Source organism: Synechococcus sp. H60.3, from assembly GCF_047462295.1.
GTDB lineage: Bacteria > Cyanobacteriota > Cyanobacteriia > Thermostichales > Thermostichaceae > Thermostichus.
This window is the reverse complement of the sequence record NZ_JANSIY010000015.1, coordinates 13,304-32,149: the sequence shown is the minus strand read 5'-3', so window position 1 is coordinate 32,149 and position 18,846 is coordinate 13,304. Positions and strand designations below refer to the sequence as shown.

Below are 18,846 nucleotides of genomic sequence, written 5' to 3'. Positions count from 1 at the left end.
TTGACCCAGATTCTCACCTACCATGTGGTGCCCGGCAAAGTTCTCTCCAACGATCTGAAAGCTGGGGAAGTGGTCACGGTCGAGGGATCCCCTGTGGAGATTTCTTTGGCTGATGGAGTCAAGGTCAACGATGCCAACGTGGTGACCGCGGATATCGAGGCCGTCAACGGCGTCATCCACGTTATCGACAAGGTGATCCTGCCCCCGCAGAGCTAACCGTCGGTAGAGAAGTTCTAGATCCTGCGGGGTCTAGTTCTCTGGCAGCCCCTGCCCCTGGTGGTGGGGGCTTTGTGTTGCAACTTAGGCCGACGACCCTCAAGGGATCCCTGACCTTGAGATCTATAGGTCAATGCCGACACTGGAAGCGTAGATTGCTTCTACCGACACGCCCGAGACCCGCTGCGGACGCACGATCATGTACTCATTGTCCATTTGCTTGGGCAAGGTGATGAACTCGTCCCCACCCACCATCAGTTGGTTGATCAGCTCTGTGTATTCTCTGGCTTCCTTGACCCGTACCTGCATGGTTTGTCCACCTTCGAGCATGATGTGGACAAGGTATCCATCGGGTTTTCTGGCCATGGGTGCTCCTACTGGGTGCAGCAAAGATCAATAAGGGGCGTTCTCATGAACATTATTCCCCCATCGGAGAGACCTAGCCAATCCTCGCCCCCGCCAGAAAATCTGGAGTTGCGGCGCGACCAACCCACTTGAGGCAGTTTCCTGAGGGCGGGCACCTCCCTGGCGCACCTCCTCTAGCTCTCCTCCCAGAAAGAGAGGAAAGGCGAAGGAAGGCCAAAGCAAGTGGTTCCCCTGCGCTTAGGGATGGCTATAGATTACTAGAATGTGCCTATTTTGGGCTTCCTACCCAACTTGCTCGACACTGGCTGGGATAGCTGGAGTGACTGGCGCAAACTCCCTTCAACGGCTGGACTGGCGCAACCTCAACACCCTTTGGGGATCCGTTTTGACCGAGACCTTGAGCCGGCTGGGCTGTCGGGTGGCCGTGGTGTGTCCGGGATCCCGCTCTGCCCCCCTCACCTATGCTCTGGCGCAGCACCCCGAGATCGAGGCCATTCCAGTGGTGGATGAGCGGTCGGCGGCCTTTTTTGCCCTTGGCTTGGCCCAGCAGCTCCGGCAACCCATTCCCCTGGTCTGTACCTCCGGCAGTGCCGGCGCCCATTTTTTCCCTGCTCTGATCGAGGCGGCAGAAAGTGGTTGGCCGCTTTTGGTTTTGACGGCGGATCGGCCCCCAGAGCTGCGCCACTGCCGCGCCGGGCAGACTATCGACCAGGTGAAGCTCTACGGCCACTACCCCAACTGGCAAGCGGAATTGGCCCTGCCCAGCGCGGAGCCAGAGGCCCTGGCCTACCTGCGCCAAACCCTGGTTCACGCCTGGGAGCGCACGCTTTATCCTTTTCCCGGACCTGTGCATTTGAACGTGCCCTTGCGGGATCCCTTAGCTCCCGTTGCCGATGGCAGCACTGCGCCCCTGATCCACTTACAGGAAGATCCGGAGTTTGAGAAGACTTTTTTCCGCGGGGTTGTCCCTCCACCTGGCCTGGCCACCCCGGCTGCCGGTTCTGCGTTCGCGTCAACAGCTTCCTTTTGGCAGGAGTGGCGCCGCTGCGAGCGGGGGGTGATCTTGGCAGGGCCGGCCCAACCGGCAGATCCCCAGGGTTATGCAGAGGCGGTGGCCCGTTTGGCCCTGGCCCTGGGCTGGCCAGTGTTGGCGGAGGGACTCTCCCCTCTGCGCAACTACGCTTCCCTTAACCCCTATCTCATCACCACCTATGACCTCCTCCTGCAGCAGGATGTCCCCCAGCTCTGGCCGGAACAAGTCATCCAGTTGGGATCCCTGCCCACCAGCAAAGCGCTGCGGCAAACCCTGGCCAAAGCTCGCCCCCGCACCTGGCTGCTCGATCCCCGGCCCGAGAACGGGGATCCTCTGCACAACCCCACCACCCATTTGCCCTTTGCTGTGGAAGAGCTGGCCGCCGGGATCCCCGAAGCAACATTCAAAACTCCAGCCCCCCGAACAGCTTTTCTGCAGGGCTGGCTGACAGCCGAAGCGCAAATCCGCGCCACCCTAGACCAGACCATGGCTGACCTGCCGGAGTGGTTTGAGGGCAAGATTGCCTGGTGGCTGGCCCATCACCTGCCGCCGGAGACGCCGCTATTTATTGCCAACAGCACGCCGGTGCGGGATGTGGAGTGGTTTTGGCCGCCCAACGACCGCCGCATCCGGCCCTACTTCAACCGCGGCACCAACGGCATCGACGGCATTCTCTCAACCGCCTTCGGGGTGGCCCACCGCCATCGGCCAACAGTGTTGCTGACTGGGGATCTGGCCTTTTTGCACGACTGCGGCGGCCTGCGGCTTAGCCCTTACCTGCAGGGATCCCTGACCATTCTTCTCATCAACAACCAGGGAGGAGGGATTTTCGAGCTACTGCCCATTGCGGAGGTGGGCCGCCAGGGGCTCAATCCTCCCTTTGAGCCCTACTTTGCCACTCCCCAGGCGGTGGATTTTGCTCGCCTCTGCCAGGCTCACGGCATTCCCCACCAGCGGCTGGAGACGTGGGAGGAGCTGGCCCAAGCCCTGGATCCCTTGCCCGCCCAAGGGGTGCGAGTGTTGGAGATCCTCACCGATCGGAAAGCCGATGCTCAGCGGCGGCGGGAGTGGTTTCAGCAGTGGTCTGTTCTGCCATCCAGGCTTTAACCCGCTCCCAGATCTGCTCCGGCAGATCCTCAGCCTCGCAGTCTAGCCACTGGAGCCCTGGCATGGCCCGAAACCAGGTCATCTGCCGCTTGGCAAACTGGCGGGTGCGCCGCACAATCAAAGGCTGCAGCTCCGCCTCTGGGATCCGCCCTTCTAGGTAAGCGCCGATCTCCGCATAGCCCAAAGTTTGCAAGAGGGGCAAGTCCGGCCCATAGCGCTCCCGCAGAGTTTTTACCTCTTCGATCCACCCCCTCTCCATCATCTCCGCCGTGCGCCGGGCAATACGTTGTTCCAGACGGGGCATCGAGCAGCGCAGCCCCAAGATCAAGATGGGGTAGTGGGGAGGATGGGCCTGCCGTAGGCAAGAGGCCGGTTTCCCGGTGGTGTAAATAATTTCCAAGGCCCGCAGGGTGCGCACTTCATCATGAGAGTGGATCTGCCGAGCGGCCACGGGATCCAACTGCTGCAGCCAGGCGTAGCGGATCTCGGGCGGCCAAGTTTCCAATTGAGCGCGCAACTGGGGCTGCGGCGGAACCGCCGGGATCCCCAGCCCTGCAGTAATGGATTGGATGTAAAGCCCCGTCCCCCCCACCAGAATGGGAGTCTGTCCCTGCCGATGGGCCTCGGCAATGCGGGCTTGGGCCGCTCGTTGGAACTCGGCCACGGTGTAGGTGTGGCGGGGATCCACAAAGTCAATCAACTCATGGGGCCAAAGGGCCCGCTCGGCGGGAGTGGGCTTGGCGGTGCCGATGTCGAACTCCCGGTACACCTGGCGAGAGTCGGCGTTTAACAGCGGGGATCCCAGCCGTTGGGCCAGCAGCAGCGCCTGGCGCGACTTGCCGGTGGCGGTGGGGCCAGCAATGACGACGAGCCCCGGCCCTGCGGTCGAGGAGGGAGGTTCTCGGCAGTCGCGCCCATTTGGAGACCGGTTTTGATCCATCCGCTGTCGGCAAGAAAGTTCACCCAGGGCAGCAGATTAAAATTTTCAAAGAACCCTAGCGCTGTGGATAAAATAGGACATCCATAGCCTCTATTGTCTTCCCGGCTCTTCGAATTTCCCCGTGATCTCATCTTACGTCTCTGCTTCCGTTGCCGTGTTGGGCGGGGCGCAGCCTCGATTTGAGCTGCCCCCTGTCAAACTCCTTCTCTTGTTGCTGCGGGCCTCGGCACGGCGAGGGCTGGCCGGCCTTGGCAGAGCCCTCGGAGCCGGTATCCTGGCGGCGCTGCTGGCGTGGGAACCGCGCCCTGCCTTGGCGGAAGTTTTGGTGCTCAAGCAAGGAGAAGTGCGCACTCTGCCCCTATTGCAAACGCGGGCCCGACTGCCCCTACAAATGGAAATGCTCTATTTGGGCATGGTGGAGGAGCGCTTCTTGAGCTACGCCCGCGCCAACAATTGGGAGACCATTGCTAGCGACCGCGAGGATCCCCGCTGGAGCCGCTGGCAACTGCGCCCAGGCGGTGAGGCCATCTACCTGCCGGATGCCCCTTCATCGCGGGATCCCTCAGAGCCCCCCCTCTACGCCCGCGGGTTTTATGTGCAAGCCTATTTTGTCGGCGGACGCTTGGCGGGGATGCACCTGATTCATAACCCGGAAGAGCCGGGCTTCAATTTGAGGCAACTGCAAAGGCTTGTTCGCGCTTGGTTCCCCGATAACCGCTTGATGTTGCACTACCAGGTGCTGCCGGAGGATCCCGACCGGCAGGTGCTGGGCGCCTACTGGGGCACCATCCCTTCTCCTTACCTTGCTGACATTCAGCGCAACAGCCGCCTGCCCTTTTGCCAAGTTTTTTTCAGCCCTACCTCGCCTCAGCCAATCGTTCCCACCTCTGCCCCTCCGCATTGCCTCAGCCAGACTGCCGTAGAGGATGGTGCAGCCCCTGCGGCTGCCCAGAAGAAGACCGCCGCTCTGCGCTAGAATTTCGAGCCCGTTCTTCCACCAGAAGGGATCCCTGCCGCTGAGCTGTGGCCATTCGCAATGGGCCAAGAATGAGGGGCGCTAGGTCTTCTTCCCTCTCTTTTGTGCCTTGGCCTAAGAGGGGCTCAAGAGCATGGGTTTCCCCAATCGATAAGCTCAAATCAAACCGTTACCAGCTCCGGGCGACGGCTGTTGCGGATAGCGCGAATAGCCTCCGCATAGTCTTTGGCCTTGAACACTGCCGAGCCGGCCACAATGGCGTTGGCCCCTGCCTCGATGACCTGCCAGGCGTTGCTGGCCTTGAGGCCGCCATCTACTTCAATCCAGGGATCCAGACCGCGCTCGTCGCACAGGGCCCGCAGTTGGCGAATCTTGGGCACCACCGCCGGAATGAAGCTCTGGCCGCCAAAGCCAGGGTTGACGCTCATGATCAAGACCAGATCCACCAGATCCAGCACGTACTGGATGAGCTCCAGGGGGCTAGCGGGGTTGAGCACCACACCTGCCTGTTTGCCCAGATCCTTGATTTGGCTGAGGGTGCGGTGCAGGTGAATGGTAGAGCTGGACTCGGCATGAACGGAGATGATGTCGGCCCCCGCCTTGGCAAAGTCGGCCACATACTTTTCCGGCTCCACAATCATCAGGTGGACGTCCAGAGGCTTGGCCGTAACCGGGCGCAGCGCTTCCACCACCAGCGGGCCGATGGTAATATTGGGCACAAAGCGGCCATCCATGACGTCCACGTGGATCCAGTCGGCCCCCGCCTCGTCCACCGCCCGCACTTCTTCCCCCAAGCGGCTAAAATCCGCCGAAAGAATCGAAGGGGCGACAACAATCGGCTTTTGCCCAGAGGCTGCTGACGGCTGAGTCATGGTGAGTATCCAAACTGTGAACCGCAAGAAAGGGGAGCCTGCTCCTCTATGGTACGGGGTTTGATCCCCTTTGCAAACTGCCTCTTGGCTCGGAGACTAGGGTTACAGGGGACTGGCCTCGACCCAATGCCGGAAAACTTGGGCCAGATGACCCCAGGGATGCGGCGGCTGAGCGTTGCTCTGGGACTCTGGAGCAGCCTGCTCTGAGGGAGCCGGTTTTACCTCTTCTTCCAGCCGCAGGGCAAGCTGCTGCAATTGCATGTAGATGCTGTTGACGGCCAGCATGGCCAAGACGGTGCCGAAAAACTTGGTGCGGGATCCCATAGACCAACCCCTAGGCAAGAAGCAAGATAGAGGATATTCTCGTCGCCGCTGCCCTAGTTCCACCTTAGCGCACAGGCGGAACAGGTCTCTTGGAGAAAATCCTTACACTTTCTCTCGACAGCTTCAGGAACTTGCGCCCAAGCAACGTCATGAGCACCTATCAGCACCTGCACACCGCCCTTTGGGTTAGCGATCTGGCCAGGGCTGAGCATTTCTACGGAACCGTGCTCGGGATCCCCAAGGCAGAACGGTTTCCCTTTAACTTTCCCGGCGCTTGGTACCAGGTGGGGTCTTCGCAGATTCATTTGATTGTCACTGAGGAGCCGCTTGACCAAGGGCAGCAAGCCAGTCGTGGCAGCAAGGCGAAGTGGGGGCGCCATCCCCACGTGGCGCTGGGAGTGGAAGATCTGGAGGCGGTAAAGGCCCGCTTGCTGCAGGCAGGCTACGAGGTGCAGCCCAGCGCTTCCGGGCGGGCGGCTGTGTTTGTTCGGGATCCCGACGGGAATGTGATCGAGCTGAGCTCCATAAGCCCCCCTCAGCCATGACCGCCATGCCAGAGCCCTCTTTGCCCCAGCAGCGCAGCGTCCTCAACTCCCTTGACCCGGCCACCGCCCTGGTCAGCTCGGCGCAGATGCGGCGCCTCGAGGAGGAGATCTTCGCTGCCGGCATGCCCGTGGCCGCCCTCATGGAGAAGGTGGGGCTGGCCGTTTTTGCCCGGTTGCGGCAGGATTTTCCCCAGGCGCAGCGCATCGGCATCCTCTGCGGCACGGGGCACAATGGCGGCGACGGCTTGGTGGTTGGGCGAGAGCTGCAGCTAGCCCAAAAGGGGGTAAAGGTTTGGCTGGGGAAGCCGGATCTCAAACCCCTAACCGCCGACCACGCCCGCTACCTCAGGGCTCTAGGGGCGGAGTTTGTGGAGCGGGTGGAGGCGTTGGCTGACTGCGACTTGCTCATCGACGCCCTCTTTGGCATTGGCCTAAACCGGCCCCTGGGGGATCCCTGGGCGGGGGCGGTGGAGTGGGCCAACGGCAGCAGCATTCCCATCCTCAGCCTGGACTTGCCTTCTGGCCTCAACGACCAGACAGGTGAGATCTGGGGCTGCTGCGTCCGCGCCAGCCACACCTATGCCCTCGGCCTCTGGAAACGCGGCCTGTGGCAGGAGGCGGCTCTGCCCTGGGTGGGACGGCTGCATCGCCTTGATTTTGGCATCCCCCCTTGGGTCTGCCCGGCAGAGGCGGCTCCCCAGTTGTTGCTGAACCCTTGGCCCCATTTTCCCCCTGACCCGCCTTTGGATACCCACAAATATCGCCAGGGATCCCTGCTAGTGGTCGCAGGGTCGGCGGCCTATGCCGGGGCGGCGGTGTTGGCCGGGCTGGGATCCCGCGCCAGTGGCGTGGGCATGGTAACCCTGGCGGTGCCGGCGGAATTGAGGGGGCTGATTCACAGCACTTTGCCGGAAGCCTTGGTTCACCCCTGGGAAGGGATCCCGGCTCTGCCGCCGCTGGGTGAAAAACCTTTCCAGGCGGTGGCGGTGGGGCCCGGCCTAGGAGAAGCCCGCCGGCGACTGCTGGAGAGCTTGCTGCAGGATTGGGCCGGGATCCCTTGGGTTATCGACGCCGATGGCCTCAATGCCCTGGCGGAGATGGGGGTGGAGCGCTTGCAAGAAAACGGGATCCAAGCCATCCTCACCCCCCACCTGGGGGAGTTTCGCCGGCTTTTTCCAGGGATCCCGCTTGCGGATCGCATGGAGGCAGCCCAAAAGGCGGCAGCCCAGAGTGGAGCGGTGGTGGTTTTAAAGGGAGCACGGACAGTCATCGCCTCTCCTACGGGAGAATGCTGGGTCAACCCGGAGAGCACACCGGCTTTGGCCCGCGGTGGCAGCGGCGATGTCCTAACTGGCTTAATCGGCGGCCTGGTGGCGCGCAGAAGGGCCCAACTGGGTCAGTCGATGGGGATCGCGGAGCTGCTCAGTTGTGCCTGTGCCGGAGTGTGGTGGCATGCCCAAGCCGCTATCCAACTGGCGGGGGAGCGGGGTCTAACAGGGGTGGATCCGGCCCACCTAGGGGAGTACCTGCCCAAGGCGCTAAGTCGGCTTAAGGTTGCAAGAACCCCAGGGCCAGCCCCAGGAAAATGAACAGGCCAAACCCAATCCGGTAGGCGATAAACAGCCAGGTGCTGCTGCGCTGCAAAAATCGAATGAGCCAATCGATGGACCCGTAGGAGAAAACAAAGGCCGAGAGCGTCCCCAACCCCTGCGACAGCAGCGCCTCTGCCTTAAACTCGGAGATGAACTCCGCCACCCCCGCCAAAAAGAGGGCCGGGATCCCCAGCAAAAAGGAGTAGCGGGCGGCAGCCGAGCGCTGCAAATCCAGCAACAGAGCCGCCGTCAGCGTCACACCGGAGCGGGATACCCCTGGAATCAACGCCAAAGCCTGGGCCAGCCCCACCCAGAGCCCATCCCCAATGCCCAGGCTGTGCAGATCTCGCCGGCGTTTCCCCACCTGTTCCGCCCAGCCCAAAGCCAGCGCCAAGCCAATGGCGGCAGCAGCAATTACCCCCAACTGGCGGGGTGGGGATCCCCAGATGGCCTTGACGGCCCATCCGGCAACCACAATCGGCAACGTCCCCACCAGGATCCCTATGAGCAGCCGCCAAGACTCCTGCTGGAAATCTCGCTCCTGCCAAGCCTTCCAGGAGCCAAGGAGCACCTGGCGCAGATCAGAGGCAAAGTAGATCAACACCGCCCCCAAGCTGCCCAACTGGATTACCGCCGCAAAGGAAGCGCCTGCATCTGGCCAGCCCAGCAAAGCCGGAACCACCCGCAGGTGCGCCGTGCTGCTGATGGGCAGAAATTCAGTGATCCCCTGCACCATGCCCAAGAGCAGGGCCTGCCACCAGTTGGGATACCAGGTGTTGGCTAGCACCAAAGACAACCTCTCCCTGTATGCCAGGCTACTGTCTGGAGGGGAGATCCCCTCTCCCTGAGGCCCAAGCGCTCCGCGCCGCTCACGCGACCACCCCCAGCCCCTCTCCCTCAGGGAGAGGGGAGATGGGGATCCCTTGGGGTTGTTGAAGCCAGAGGCAGCGGCCATCAGAAGGTGAGCCGCTCCGGATCGTCGATGGTGATGAGCCAGTTGCCCACCTTGCGGAAGAGCGGGTTGGGCTCTGTCCCCCGTACCCGCGCCTCTACCCGGTAGATGCCGGCAGCGGAAGGGTTGCGCACATTGGAGAGCACCAAGCGGATCTCCTGGCCGGCGGCAATGGGTTGACGGGCCACCACCTCCAAAGAGCGAAACTCCTCGTCCCAATACACTTCCGCCAGCTCCACCGGCTTGCCCTCCACCTCTAGGCGTACATTCTGGGGATCGATGACGGCATCAAAGTTCCTGTCCGCGCTAATCTGCACCTCCGCCACCGCCACATCCTGCGGTGGGATCTTCAGGCGATAGCGATCCAGCCGACCGCGAATGCCACGAAAATCCAGCCGATAGCTGAGGACAGGCACCCCCTCGCTGCCCGTGATGACAAAGCCCGACTGCGCCTTTGCCAAAGGGGATAGCGCCCCTACCAACAAGCCTGCCAAAATCAGCCTCGTCCCCAGCCGGGCCAAGCGGAGGCCCCACGAACGCTTCACTGCTCTCAACACCCAAACCTCCCAAAAGACTTCGGCACAGGGGCACCTTGCCGCCGGCCGAGCGAGCAGCAAGGCCATGAGATTGAATTGCTATCCATTGTAAGGGGCGGGATCCCTTCCACCGGGAGCGCCCAGGGCCCACTCGGGTGCGGAGATGCGCAGTTTTTCCCCACCACCAGAACCTCACAGTCGCAACCCTGATGCTCTGGAACGTCCAGGAGCCTGGGGGATGGGCGTCGAAGGATCCTGCTGGGAGGATCACTTAAAGAAACTGAGTACCCCCACCCCGATCACCATCAGCACCCAGAGCAGGGATCCTACCAAAATGACATTCTTGGCCCGGCTCCAGTCGCTGGCAGAGCTAAAGAGCACCGGCACCGCCACCACCAACAGCAAGCTGTAAAGCACCAACACCAACAGAGCAATTTGGAAAATGAGCATCATCTTTACGGATCCCTCACAAAAGTCTTGTCTTGGATAAGGGCTCCCGACAACACCGGTCTGCCCAACCCGAGCCGGCTCGCTGCACACCGGCGGCGGGGTAGAAAGGATAACGCTCTGACTATACCAAAACTGGGATCCCTCTCAAGGCCAGATCCGTCGGGGCAGCCGATGGATGAACTACCTAGATACAGACTGCATTCGGAAAGGGTTGAAGTCGGTTGCCACGTCAAAGTAGTCTTCCTGTTCCTGTTGCTTCAGCCAGCCGGTGATGGCGTAGGTCAGGGGCGTACAGACTGCCTCAACGGCACACTTGAACACGTAGTTGGAGACGATGAGGCTCATCAGACCGGGAAACACCCCCCAGAAAGCGATGAGAATAAACAGGCCCGTGTCCACCGCCTGGCCCACCAAGGTCGAGCTGATGGTGCGTATCCATAGCCAGCGTCCCCGCGTCCACACCTTCAGGCGCGCCAGCACATAGGCATTGGCAAAGCTGCCGCTCCAGTAGGCAATCAGGCTGGCCAGTACAATGCGCGGGGTAAGGCCGAGAATCTGGTTGTAGGCTTCCTGGTAGGGCCAGTCGGGGGCTGCCGGCAGGGATCCCACGATCATCAAGGTTACCGACATCAGGGCCGCCGAGAAAAACCCCAGCCAGATCACCCGCCGCGAGCGGGCATAGCCATAGACCTCTGTGAGGATGTCGCCAAAAATGTAGCTGAGAGGGAAGAGGATGGTGCCGCCATCGAAGGTAAACGGCCCCAAGAGCACGATCTTAGTGGAGGCGATGTTGGAAATGAGCAGCACAGCCACAAACAGGGCCGTCACCGCATCCAGGTGCCGGTAGGCGCGCTCCAAGCCTCGCTCAGACATCAGGATCCCCCTAGAAGTTTGCGGATCTGCCGTAGTTCTTTGACAATCAGGGCCAGGCCCTGACTGTGCCGTTCCACTTCGCTGGCAAGTTTACGGATCTGCTCTTCCAGGTTAGCGCTATAAGATTCCTGGCGCTCCAGGCGCTGGTTGAGGTTGGCAAGCCGCGTCACCACTTCCCGCTGGATGAGGTTTTCCGTGCCTTGGATGAGCAGCGTCTCGATGGCGGTGAGCTTGTTCAAGAGTAACTGGGTGTTGGTTTCCGATCCGGGCTCCAGAGCAGCCGCCGGGGTCACTTGCAGGGCCTTTTGAATTTGGGCCAGAAGGGCTTCTGCCTCAAAGGGCTTTTCAATGAAGTCAAAATCGACAAAAGGCTCAGGGATGCGAGCTGTTACCTGCTCTTTCATCCCCGACATGATGATGACGGGGGTATTCTTCAGGCTCTCTTCCTGCCGGATGGCCTGCAATGTGTCATAGCCGTCCATCTTGGGCATGACAAAATCCAGCAAGATCAGGTCGGGGTGATGTTTTTTGGCAGCCTCCAAGCCCGCTAGGCCGTCTTTGGCCTCCAGTACCTGAAACTGGTCAGCCAAGATGCTGGCTACCATCTTGCGGATCATGATGCTGTCGTCAATGACCAACACCGTCTTGGCTGTCATGCTCGGGCGCTCCCTTTTCCCAATCCGTTCGACCTGCTCAGCCCCTTCCTCCAGTGCATGGGGCATCGGGGACGTCCTTCCGGGGACACCAATAGAGTACTCTCCCTCTTAGGGAAGTGGGGTGTGACTAGCAACTTACAGCTCCAATTTCGCCGATTCTCCCAAGGCCCAGAACTTGCCGGTTTCCCATCGCTGCCTTGCTATAATCTAACGTAAACAAACATTAAGCATTCGCACCTTGCAGGGTTATGAGCTTACAGTTGAGCTCCGAGCTGTCGCTGCCGATCCCATCGCCGGTTGGAGAGGCGGCCTACCGTGCCTTTCAGTGGGGCAAAAATCTCTTTGGCTTTGCCCATAAGGCTCTCTCCACCCAGGCTTCGGAGCTGATGCTCTCTGTGCTCAGGGAGCTGCAAAGTTTTTCCTCTGGGAAAGCCCTGCCGCCGCGGGAGCGGGTGAAGGTCAGCGCAGCTACTTTGCAAGAGTTGCGGGCTCGTTACGAACGGCTGCTCCAGGTCGATTGGCAAGACGCTGAGGCAGGTTACTACCCTCACGCGCTTCTTTTCGACAACCCCTGGCTGGACTTTGCCCGCCATTACCCAGAGGTGTGGCTGGATTTGCCCCAGGTTGCTCGGCGGGTCCACAGCCGGCGCTACCAGGAGTTTTCTCCAAACATCTCCACAGAGGGCTATCCAAAATACTATCTGCAAAATTTTCATTACCAAACCAACGGCTACCTAAGTGATCGCTCGGCTGAGCTCTACGACCTACAGGTGGAGCTGCTGTTTGGGGGCACAGCGGATGCGATGCGGCGACGGGTAATCCGGCTGCTCAAGGATGCTCTCGATCCTGCTCTATCGGCTCCCCACATTCTCGATGTGGCTTGTGGTACGGGGCGGATGCTGCGCCTTTTGCGGGGATCCCTGCCCAACGCGGCACTGTATGGCCTGGACCTTTCCCCTGCCTATCTGCGCAAGGCCAACCGCCTGTTGCAGGAGTTGCCTGGGGAGCTGCCCCAGCTCATCCGCGCCAATGCCGAGGCCATGCCCTACGCCGACGCCACCTTTAATGCGGTTGTCAGCGTGTTTCTCTTCCACGAACTGCCCAGCCCAGCCCGGCAAAATGTCATCAATGAGATGAGCCGGGTGGTGAAGCCGGGGGGCGTCATTGTCATCTGCGATTCGGTGCAACTGCTGGATTCGCCCGAGCTGGAGGAGACGATGGAAGCTTTTGTGCAAACCTTCCACGAACCCTACTACCGGGACTACATCCGCGATGATCTGGGGGTGCGCCTGCAGCAGGCAGGCTGTGAGGTGTTGCGCCGAGAAACCCACTACGTCAGCACTTATATCTTGGCCCGTAAGAGTTGAGCGCCCTTGCCAAAAGCTTAAGAGGGTAAGGAGATTCGCGGTCGCTTGGCCAAAAGCTGTATAGTAGTATCAGACACGAAACCTCGGATAAGAAGCTAAGTCATCAACGCCCTTCAGTGCAAGGCGGTCGGAATCCTTTCTTATCTTATACTTAGGCTCATGTCCCCTCCGTATGGATCCCTCCGTGCCGGCATCACTGCTCTCAAGCAGGAGCGCTACTTAGAGGCGATCAACCTTCTCGAGTCTTTCTGCTACTGCTGCTCGATTCAGGAGAGCTCACCCCGCCAGAAAGAGCGCAACGGTTCCAGGATAGATCCTGAGGAATGCGCTTTGGCGCGGGTAGCCCTGGTTATGGCTTATCAGGGAAGCGGCGACTTGGAGCGCTCGACTGCCCTCTGCCAGGAACTCTTGGAGCAGGGGGAAACCCCTTCAACTCCCCTCTGGGCGCAGGAATGGGCAGCTCAAGCTCTGCCTATCCTCAAGCAGGCTTCAGAGCACTCTATGTCCCCTGAGGAAGTGATAGCGCGGCTACCTGTCCTCCGGCAGTTGCAAGACTGCCAGTCCCTCCGCAGATCTCGCGATCCGGCCCTGCATTTACTCAAGTCTGCCAACTAATCCTGCCAGTAGGTTAAAGTTGGCAACTCTAGGCAAGAGCCGGCGGGAGAAGTTGTGTTTTTGCCAGGAACCCCCCTCTAGGCGTTTGAATCTTACACTTTTCAGAGTATGCCTGCTGCTGAGCCCACCACCTACCACTTTATTGTTGCCAGTCTGTCTTTTTTGCGCTCTGAACCTCTGGAGGAAGTGCTGGAGGAGCGTCGCCGACACTATGAGGAGCACCATCGCCCCATCGATTTCTTTTGGGTGCCCCAGCCGGCTTTCATGGAAGCTCCAGAGTTAAGGCTCCTACGCAACAAGTTGAAGGAGCCGCTGGGGGCAGTGGTCTCGACCAATGAGGATTTCATCCGTTGGCTGGCGCTGCGCCTCACTTTTGTGGAAAAGGGCAGCTTTGTAGCCCCCAGCGAGTCGATCCCGGATCCCTTGCGCTCCCTATCGTTGTCAGAAAGCTGATAGCCTTTCCCCACCATCGCCTTAGCGGCTTGCTCAGGGGGGAGGCACAACTTGGGCGGCCAGGGGTAAGCTCCCCTGGAGGGGAGGCCAGTTTGATTGCAGGCTAGGTCAAGATTTAAGATTAGGGCACCTCTCCCAAGCCAGCAGCGGTAATGCTGGAGCGCGGCAGGGAAAGCCAAGGCGGGAGAGAGGGATATGCTGGACGGGGGCACCATGACTTTGGAGCAACGATGGGACTGGCCGGAAGGGGAGGTGGAGGTCTGCCACCGGACTTCTCATCTTCGGGATCTTCCTTCCACATTTCCTTCAACTGAGGTGCTGAAGTCAGAGGCCCCCCCACTTGAGCCGCCGGCAAGTCCCCCCTCCGGCTCGCTGAAGTGTTCGTCGGGGGATCCCTTGCCAGAGCCCCCTCCCCAGGATCCCAAAGAGGATAGCCAAGTGGATTCCCCTTTCTCAGGGACAGGCCTGGGAAACTTTGCTGCCGTCCTGCGTCGACCCAACTTCCTGCTGCTGTGGATGGGGCAGGTGTTTTCCCAGTTGGCCGACAAGGTGTTGTTGGTGCTGCTGATTGGGTTGATCTCGAGGCAGTTTCAGCCGGAAGGGGCCTCCATCAGCGGCTGGGTGGCGGCGGTTATGCTGGCTTTTACGCTGCCGGCGGTGTTGTTGGGCAGTCTGGCAGGGGTGTTTGTGGATCGCTGGCCCAAGAAGGGGGTGCTGGTGCTCTCCAACGTGGTGCGCGGGATCCTGGTGCTGCTGTTGCCGCCGCTGCTCTGGCTCACCGCCGGGCGTGACCTTTGGCCAGGGATCCCTTTGGGCTTTGGCAGCCTGTTGCTGGTGAGCTTTGCCGTCTCTGTCTTGACCCAGTTTTTTGCTCCTGCCGAACAGGCCACTCTGCCGCTGATCCTGCCTAGGCGGGAGCTGTTGGCGGCCAACTCCCTCTACACCACGACGATGATGGCTTCGCTGATCGTCGGCTTTGCCATTGGCGAGCCCCTATTAACGCTGGCGGATCGCTGGGTGCGCGCGTGGTTGCCCGGCTGGGAGGTAGGGCCAGAGCTGTTGGTGGGGGGAGCCTACCTGTTGGCGGGATCCCTGCTGCTGCTGTTGCAACCCCACGAGAGGCTGGAGCCCCGGCCTTGGCAGGCCCCCCATCTCTGGGAAGATCTCAAGCTGGGCCTGCAATACATCGGGCAAATGCCCTTGATCCGCGCGGCCCTGCTGCAAATGGTGGTGCTCTACTCGCTGTTTGCGGCGCTGGCGGTCTTGGCGGTGCGCATGGCCGAGGTGACGGCGGAGCTGGAGGCAGATCAGTTTGGGGTGTTGCTGGCGGCTGCCGGCCTGGGCATGGCCATTGGCGCCTTTTGGGTGGGGGATACAGGCCGGCTGGTGAGCCGTCGCGCCTGGAGTGGGCTGGGATCCCTGTTGCTGTGTCTGTCCTTGGCGGCCTTGTCCTGGACGGAGGGGAAGCTGTTTCCCAGCTTGGCTTGGATTGCCCTGCTGGGCTGTGGAGGGGCGTTGGTGGCGGTGCCCATGCAAACCCTGCTCCAGGAGGAGACCCCCGAACATCTGCGCGGCAAGGTTTTTGGACTGCAGAACAATGCGGTCAACATTGCTCTCAGTTTGCCGCTGGTTTTGGCGGGGGTGGCGGAAACGTATTTCGGCCTTGCCTGGACGTTTCTCGGCCTGGCAGCCCTGACCGGGTCGGCGGGGCTGTACCTCTGGGGTCTGCTGGGCAGAGAGGGGCACAGATAAGTTTTTCTGCTGGATAGCTGCGGCGTAGGGCTGGGTATCTGTCAATGCCTTGTCGGTCTAGGTTTCTCCCCTGAGAGGGGAGCAGCGGGCCGACGTGGGATGCGAGTCTGCTACCCTTATAGAGGCTTTGAATCGCACATCCCGTTGCAGATCAGCGTTCTGGCGCCGTAGGGATCCGCCCATGCACATCGCCTGGATAGGCAAGAAGGCACCTTTCTGTGGCAACGTCACCTATAGCCGTGAGGTGACCAACGGCCTTTTGGAGCGGGGACATCAGGTGAGCTTTTTCCATTTCACCAACGAAAGCCCCTCCCCCAGCCTGGAGGCCCCTGCTGTAGAGGGATCCCGTCGGGGGAGCCGTTGGCATGCTGAGCTGGCGGGGCGGGATGTTTCCCTGCCCTGTCTGTACAAGTCGCAGATTTACACGATCCCAGCTCCCAACGCCAGGCGGTTGTTGACCCAAGCCCTACGGGAATTGCAGCCGGATCTGGTGCATGCCTCGCTGACGATTTCTCCCATCGATTTTGTCCTGCCGGAGATCTGTGCCGAGCTGAACCAGCCCCTGGTGGCCACCTTCCACCCGGCCTTCGACCGGCGGCGGCGCAACATCGCCTCCCGCACCCAATACCTGGCTTATCAGCTCTACGCCCCTTGTTTGGCCCACTACGACCGCACCATCGTCTTCTCGGAAACACAGCGGCAGATCTTGGTCAGGCTGGGGGTGAGCCGCGAGCAGGTGGTGGTCATCCCCAACGGCGTCGACGTGGATAAGTATTCGCCGGGGCCCTCCACCCTGAAGCAACGGTTGGGGCTGGAGCGGGTCTTTGTCTACCAAGGACGGATCTCACCGGAAAAAAATGTCGAGGCCTTGCTCAAAGCCTGGAAGCAGGCTCAAATGGGTGAGAAGTGTGGCCTCCTGATTGTGGGGGATGGACCCCTGCTCAATACCCTCAAGCCTTTCTACACCCGCCAGCACGGGATCCACTGGCTGGGCTACGTTGCCGACGAGCAGCAGCGCATCGAGATCCTGCGCGGATCCGACGTGTTCATTCTGCCCTCCTTGATTGAGGGGCTGTCTTTGTCGCTGCTGGAGGCGATGGCCTGTGGGGTGGCAGCGGTGGCCACTGATGTCGGTGCCGATGGCGAGGTTTTGGCCGATGGAGCCGGGATCCTGTTGGATCCGGGGCGGGTGACGGTGGAGCTGCAAACGCTGCTGCCTCTGTTGCGGGATCAACGGGAATTTACGCAACTGCTGGGGATGAAAGCCCGCCAGCGGGTGCTGGAGCGCTATACCCTCAGCCACAACCTTAGCCAGTTGGAGCAGCTCTACCAGGAGCTGAGTCAGGGATCCCGCCAGCGCCGCCGGGCGTAAGGAGGACTACTGGGATTGGGCTAAAACTTTTGTGATAGAGCTTCTGATATTTTTGCTAAACTGCATCGTTATGTTTCCAGGGGATTTTCTCTAGCTTCCCGATGGATGAGCACGGCTCGCAAAAAGCCTTTCCGGCGCAGCCCCCTGCCGGGCTGTCGGGTTTGTCCTGGTCAGAGTCTCTGCTTGCCCAAGGTGCGGACAGAAACTCCTTTCCCACCAACGTTCCGGCTGCGTCGCTGTCGCCCCTCGATGAGCAGGGCGATCTGCGCTCGGCTCAAGTTGGCCCAGAGGAGGAGCCCGAGGCGGCCTTGGAGGAGAGGGAGCTGACGGAAGTGAAACCGGCCATCTTGCCCGCCCCGCCGAAGCCGGAGCCGGTGGTAGAGCTGGGGACAGAACAGCAGCCGATGCTGTATTTGCTAGGGGGATTGGCCTTTGCCCTGCGCTCCTTCAACAACCTAAACCAGATCCTAGAGCTCACTGCTTTTGTGGCCAGCCAACTCACCGATGCCGAGGGCGGAGCGCTGGTGTTGTTCAACCCCAACGGCACTATTCAGTTGGATCAACTGCATTGTTCGGATCTGAACCGGCGCGAGCAGATTCGCGCCGAGATGGAGCAGATCGCCCAAGCTCTGTCGGCTCAGGAGCCGATTTTAAAAACCGAGGGATCCCTGTCGGTGAAGATCCCGGCCTTGGAACATCTCTTGGACGAACGCCTGCGCCAGAGCCTGGGGCCAGATGTGCGCCTGTTCGGGACGCCGCTGTTGATTCGCAGCTCCGTCCAGGGGCGCCTGTACGTCTTCAGCCGTCAGCCCGGCTACCAGTGGAATGAACGTCGCCAACAACTGCTGCGGTTGGTGGCTGACCAAGCGGGCGTGGCCATCGAGAACGAGCGCTTGACGGCGGCCTTACGCCGCAAAATGGCTCTGGAAAAAGAAATGGAGATTGGCTCCTACATCCAGACCCAACTGCTGCCCCGCCACTACCCCCAAGTCAAGGGCATTCGGCTGGCGGCCCGCTGCCGCGTGGCCAGCAAGGTGGGGGGCGACTACTATGATTTCATCAAGATCCCCAGCGAGCGGCCGGAAAACTCTGAGGCCGCCGCCGATGAGCCGGTTGGATCCCTGGCCCCTTCCCCTGAACCATCCGAAGACTTTCGCTTGGCCATCGTGATTGGGGACGTGATGGGCAAAGGTGTCCCTGCCGGCATGTTGATGAGCATGACCCGTGCCATGGTGCGGGCAGAAGCCCTCAACCGCCACTCGCCGGCCCGCGTTCTCCAACATCTCAACCGGGCCATGTACAGCGATCTGGAAAACTCCAATCGCTTCATCAGCCTGTTTTACTCAGAATACGATCCCCGCTCCCGTCGCCTCTGTTTTAGCAACGCTGCCCATAACCCCACCCTCTGGTGGCGGGCCCGCACCCGCGACATCCAGCCCCTAGACACAGAAGGAGCGCTGATTGGCTTAGAGGAACACAGCCAATACTCGGAAGCCTGCGTGCAACTGCAGCCGGGAGATGTTGTAGTCTATTACACCGATGGCTATGTCGAGGCCGCCAATACCCGCGGGGAGCGGCTGGAGACCTCAGGCTTGATGGACGCCATTCAACATGCTGCCAGTCGCTACGAGTCGCCCGAGGAGATCTTGGAGAACCTTTTTGAGCAGATGGACGCCTTCCGGGGCCGCCAGGGATCCCGTCCTGTTGTCCCAGAGCCGCCGGCGGATCCGGAGCTCTTGTTTCAGGATGAGATTTCCCTGCGGCCTGAGCCGGTGGACGATACAACGCTGGTGGTGTTGAAAGTATTGCCCGATTCTGAGCCAACCTAGCTACGAAGGTTCAAACTAAG

20 protein-coding genes are annotated in these 18,846 nt (G+C 60.8%); 11 read left to right on the top strand and 9 right to left on the bottom strand.

From position 1 onward, the window contains the following. The coding region (locus NW841_RS03165; protein ID WP_414365084.1) for a fasciclin domain-containing protein at window positions 1–216 on the top strand (216 nt) is incomplete at its 5' end. A 123-nt stretch (window positions 217–339) separates the two neighbouring features. On the opposite strand, the gene NW841_RS03160 is transcribed toward NW841_RS03165, so the two are convergent. Then, the gene (locus tag NW841_RS03160; RefSeq protein ID WP_414365083.1) at window positions 340–582 is read right to left on the bottom strand and encodes a hypothetical protein; all 243 of its coding nucleotides are present in this window, start codon (window positions 580–582) and stop codon (window positions 340–342) included. 319 nt (window positions 583–901) lie between these two features. On the opposite strand from NW841_RS03160, the gene menD reads away from it, so the two are divergent. Continuing rightward, complete coding sequence (gene menD, locus NW841_RS03155) at window positions 902–2,722, top strand: 2-succinyl-5-enolpyruvyl-6-hydroxy-3-cyclohexene-1-carboxylic-acid synthase (RefSeq protein ID WP_414385315.1); 1,821 nt, start codon at window positions 902–904, stop codon at window positions 2,720–2,722. On the opposite strand, the gene miaA is transcribed toward menD, so the two are convergent. Next, complete coding sequence (gene miaA / locus NW841_RS03150; protein WP_414385314.1) at window positions 2,646–3,662, bottom strand: tRNA (adenosine(37)-N6)-dimethylallyltransferase MiaA; 1,017 nt, start codon at window positions 3,660–3,662, stop codon at window positions 2,646–2,648. The two genes, menD and miaA, sit on opposite strands and share 77 nt — an antisense overlap. A gap of 121 nt (window positions 3,663–3,783) precedes the next feature. Between miaA and NW841_RS03145 the strand changes: the two genes are divergently transcribed. Next, window positions 3,784–4,638 (top strand): hypothetical protein, encoded by an 855-nt coding sequence (locus NW841_RS03145; protein ID WP_414332714.1) that lies wholly within the window; start codon window positions 3,784–3,786, stop codon window positions 4,636–4,638. Window positions 4,639–4,799: 161 nt separating this feature from the next. Here the strand turns inward: NW841_RS03145 and rpe are convergent, their stop codons facing one another. Both rpe and NW841_RS03135 read right to left on the bottom strand, forming a co-directional pair. After that, on the bottom strand, window positions 4,800–5,510 hold the full coding sequence (rpe, locus tag NW841_RS03140; RefSeq protein ID WP_414332712.1) for a ribulose-phosphate 3-epimerase: 711 nt from the start codon (window positions 5,508–5,510) through the stop codon (window positions 4,800–4,802). A gap of 102 nt (window positions 5,511–5,612) precedes the next feature. After that, the gene (locus NW841_RS03135; RefSeq protein ID WP_414332711.1) at window positions 5,613–5,834 is read right to left on the bottom strand and encodes a hypothetical protein; all 222 of its coding nucleotides are present in this window, start codon (window positions 5,832–5,834) and stop codon (window positions 5,613–5,615) included. Between the two features lie 149 nt (window positions 5,835–5,983). Here NW841_RS03135 and NW841_RS03130 point away from each other — a divergent pair, with 149 nt between their 5' ends. Then, window positions 5,984–6,379 carry a VOC family protein gene (locus tag NW841_RS03130; protein ID WP_414348853.1) on the top strand — a complete coding sequence of 132 codons (396 nt, stop codon included), beginning with the start codon at window positions 5,984–5,986 and terminating at the stop codon, window positions 6,377–6,379. 5 nt (window positions 6,380–6,384) lie between these two features. Next, window positions 6,385–7,968 carry an NAD(P)H-hydrate dehydratase gene (locus tag NW841_RS03125; protein WP_414385312.1) on the top strand — a complete coding sequence of 528 codons (1,584 nt, stop codon included), beginning with the start codon at window positions 6,385–6,387 and terminating at the stop codon, window positions 7,966–7,968. Here NW841_RS03125 and NW841_RS03120 read toward each other — a convergent pair. From NW841_RS03120 to NW841_RS03100, 5 genes are all read right to left on the bottom strand, one after another. After that, on the bottom strand, window positions 7,928–8,761 hold the full coding sequence (locus NW841_RS03120; protein ID WP_414385320.1) for an undecaprenyl-diphosphate phosphatase: 834 nt from the start codon (window positions 8,759–8,761) through the stop codon (window positions 7,928–7,930). The two genes, NW841_RS03125 and NW841_RS03120, sit on opposite strands and share 41 nt — an antisense overlap. Window positions 8,762–8,925: 164 nt before the next feature. After that, complete coding sequence (locus NW841_RS03115) at window positions 8,926–9,417, bottom strand: DUF2808 domain-containing protein (protein ID WP_414385310.1); 492 nt, start codon at window positions 9,415–9,417, stop codon at window positions 8,926–8,928. A gap of 309 nt (window positions 9,418–9,726) precedes the next feature. Next, a complete protein-coding gene (gene psbZ, locus NW841_RS03110) occupies window positions 9,727–9,912 on the bottom strand; it encodes a photosystem II reaction center protein PsbZ (RefSeq protein ID WP_011429012.1) in 186 nt (61 codons plus the stop codon). Between the two features lie 177 nt (window positions 9,913–10,089). Continuing rightward, window positions 10,090–10,782 carry a queuosine precursor transporter gene (locus NW841_RS03105; RefSeq protein WP_414385309.1) on the bottom strand — a complete coding sequence of 231 codons (693 nt, stop codon included), beginning with the start codon at window positions 10,780–10,782 and terminating at the stop codon, window positions 10,090–10,092. Beyond that, window positions 10,782–11,438, bottom strand: coding sequence for a response regulator (locus NW841_RS03100; protein WP_414365071.1), 657 nt, complete (start codon window positions 11,436–11,438; stop codon window positions 10,782–10,784). The genes NW841_RS03105 and NW841_RS03100 overlap by 1 nt, the downstream gene beginning before the upstream one ends. Window positions 11,439–11,686: 248 nt before the next feature. On the opposite strand from NW841_RS03100, the gene NW841_RS03095 reads away from it, so the two are divergent. The 6 genes from NW841_RS03095 to NW841_RS03070 all read left to right on the top strand — a co-directional run bounded on the left by NW841_RS03095 (window position 11,687) and on the right by NW841_RS03070 (window position 18,826). Then, window positions 11,687–12,805: a class I SAM-dependent methyltransferase gene (locus tag NW841_RS03095; protein WP_414385307.1), complete on the top strand. Its 1,119-nt coding sequence runs from the start codon at window positions 11,687–11,689 to the stop codon at window positions 12,803–12,805. A 159-nt stretch (window positions 12,806–12,964) separates the two neighbouring features. Further along, complete coding sequence (locus NW841_RS03090) at window positions 12,965–13,420, top strand: hypothetical protein (RefSeq protein WP_414365067.1); 456 nt, start codon at window positions 12,965–12,967, stop codon at window positions 13,418–13,420. A gap of 108 nt (window positions 13,421–13,528) precedes the next feature. Then, a complete protein-coding gene (locus tag NW841_RS03085) occupies window positions 13,529–13,873 on the top strand; it encodes an MgPME-cyclase complex family protein (RefSeq protein ID WP_414365065.1) in 345 nt (114 codons plus the stop codon). A gap of 396 nt (window positions 13,874–14,269) precedes the next feature. Next, a complete protein-coding gene (locus NW841_RS03080) occupies window positions 14,270–15,625 on the top strand; it encodes an MFS transporter (protein WP_414385306.1) in 1,356 nt (451 codons plus the stop codon). A gap of 181 nt (window positions 15,626–15,806) precedes the next feature. Next, on the top strand, window positions 15,807–16,997 hold the full coding sequence (locus tag NW841_RS03075; RefSeq protein ID WP_414365063.1) for a glycosyltransferase family 4 protein: 1,191 nt from the start codon (window positions 15,807–15,809) through the stop codon (window positions 16,995–16,997). A 101-nt stretch (window positions 16,998–17,098) separates the two neighbouring features. Further along, window positions 17,099–18,826 carry a PP2C family protein-serine/threonine phosphatase gene (locus NW841_RS03070; RefSeq protein ID WP_414385304.1) on the top strand — a complete coding sequence of 576 codons (1,728 nt, stop codon included), beginning with the start codon at window positions 17,099–17,101 and terminating at the stop codon, window positions 18,824–18,826. Window positions 18,827–18,846: the final 20 nt, after the last annotated feature.